1 pseudogene is annotated in these 1,479 nt (G+C 65.4%); it reads right to left on the reverse strand.

Annotated features, from left to right (window positions below):
* Nucleotides 1-2 precede the first annotated feature (2 nt).
* Nucleotides 3-1,442 (reverse strand): annotated as a pseudogene (locus J2852_RS31235) (IS701 family transposase).
* Nucleotides 1,443-1,479: the final 37 nt, after the last annotated feature.

Consider the following 1,479-nt stretch of genomic DNA (forward strand, 5'->3'; position numbering starts at 1 on the left):
TACTACTGTGTCATAAGTTTGGTTTCTGAAGAGGGCAGGCCTGAAGGCAGCACGGGCATCTTGGCAGTCGGCGGGCCAAACGGACGGCGATCTGGCGCCGGACGGAGGCGATGGAGGTTGGTACGTGGCGTTCAGGACGCACGAGCCCCTCGGGGCTTGTACTGCGCGGGAACGGCAGGTGGCGGGCGCTGCCCGGACTGGAAGCGGTGCTCAGGGGGGAAAAGACACCGCTCGGTGACCAGAAAGCCGTAGGCGGCGATGCACAGGCTGGCATGATGATGAAAGCCGCGCCAGCCCCGCCCCTCGAAGTGGCCGAGGCCGACCTCCTGCTTGAGTTCGCGATAATCGCGTTCGATGCGCCACCGCCCCTTGGCGGCGGCCACCAGTTCCGTTCGCGTGGTGCTCTTCGGCAGGGTGGACAGCCAGTACTTGGTCGGTTCCTTTTCTCCCTTGGGCCATTCGATCAGCAGCCATTCCTCGGCGTGCGGTTCGCTTCTCCAGTAGTCCCGGTGCGCCGGCCGGACGCGCACCGCGGCAAACCGGGATGCCAAAGGCGCGTTCGTGCCCTCGCGCCAGGTGATCGCGCGCCATGCCCGAGCCGAGAGGCTCTTGGCCAGGTTCAGGGCCGAAACGGGTTTGTGCTCCTCATCCCGGCGCCTCAGCTTGGGAGGCCGGCCCACCCCGCTCCAGGGCTTGGCCGGCAGCGGCTCCTGGCCAGGAGGCCACAAGCTGATTGAGGATTGTACGCCGACGACATAACGCAGACCAACCTCAGTGAGCCCCGTGCGGAAGTCCGTATCGATGCCGTAGCCAACATCGCTCAGCACCAGCCCTCGGGGCACGCCCTTGGCCAGAGCCGCGCGCACTTGGCCAAGCGCGATCTGCGGTTTGGTTTCGAAACCGATCGTGTCGGGCACACCAGCTGTGCGACGCCGGTCCGGATCGTCCGCCCAGCTCTGCGGCAGGTAAAGGCGGTAGGCGATCGGCAAGCTGGCCTGCTCGTTGGCGACCGACAGCGTCACGGCGACCTGACAGTTGTCCTGCTTGCCCACTTGGCCGCAGTACTGCCGGGCCACGCCGACCGAGAACTTGCCCTTCTTCGGCACGCCGGTATCGTCGATGATCCAGTGTCGGATCGGGCCGTGGCGCTCGACAAGGGGCAGCACGCGCTCGCGCACGGCATCCAAAATCGCCTCGTCGTTCCACTCGGCCTTGGCGACAAAGTGATGCAGCGACTGATGGGTTGCCTGCACACGGTGCGGGGCGACGCGCGCGGCCATCGGTTCCACGCTCTTGCGTGGTCCGGGGAGCAGAAGCCCCGTGCAGTAGCCGTGCATTGGGGCGCGTCGATCAGCATGCCCGAGCACGCTCCCGATCGCCTCCAGATACTCCTCAAACCGACGCTCCGCCGCGTCCTGCCTATCCAAACTCGCCTGTGTCATAGACCCTATATGGGATCAGATTTATGACACAGTAGTA

Source organism: Azospirillum soli (assembly GCF_017876165.1).
In the GTDB taxonomy this organism is placed as follows: Bacteria; Pseudomonadota; Alphaproteobacteria; order Azospirillales; family Azospirillaceae; genus Azospirillum; species Azospirillum soli.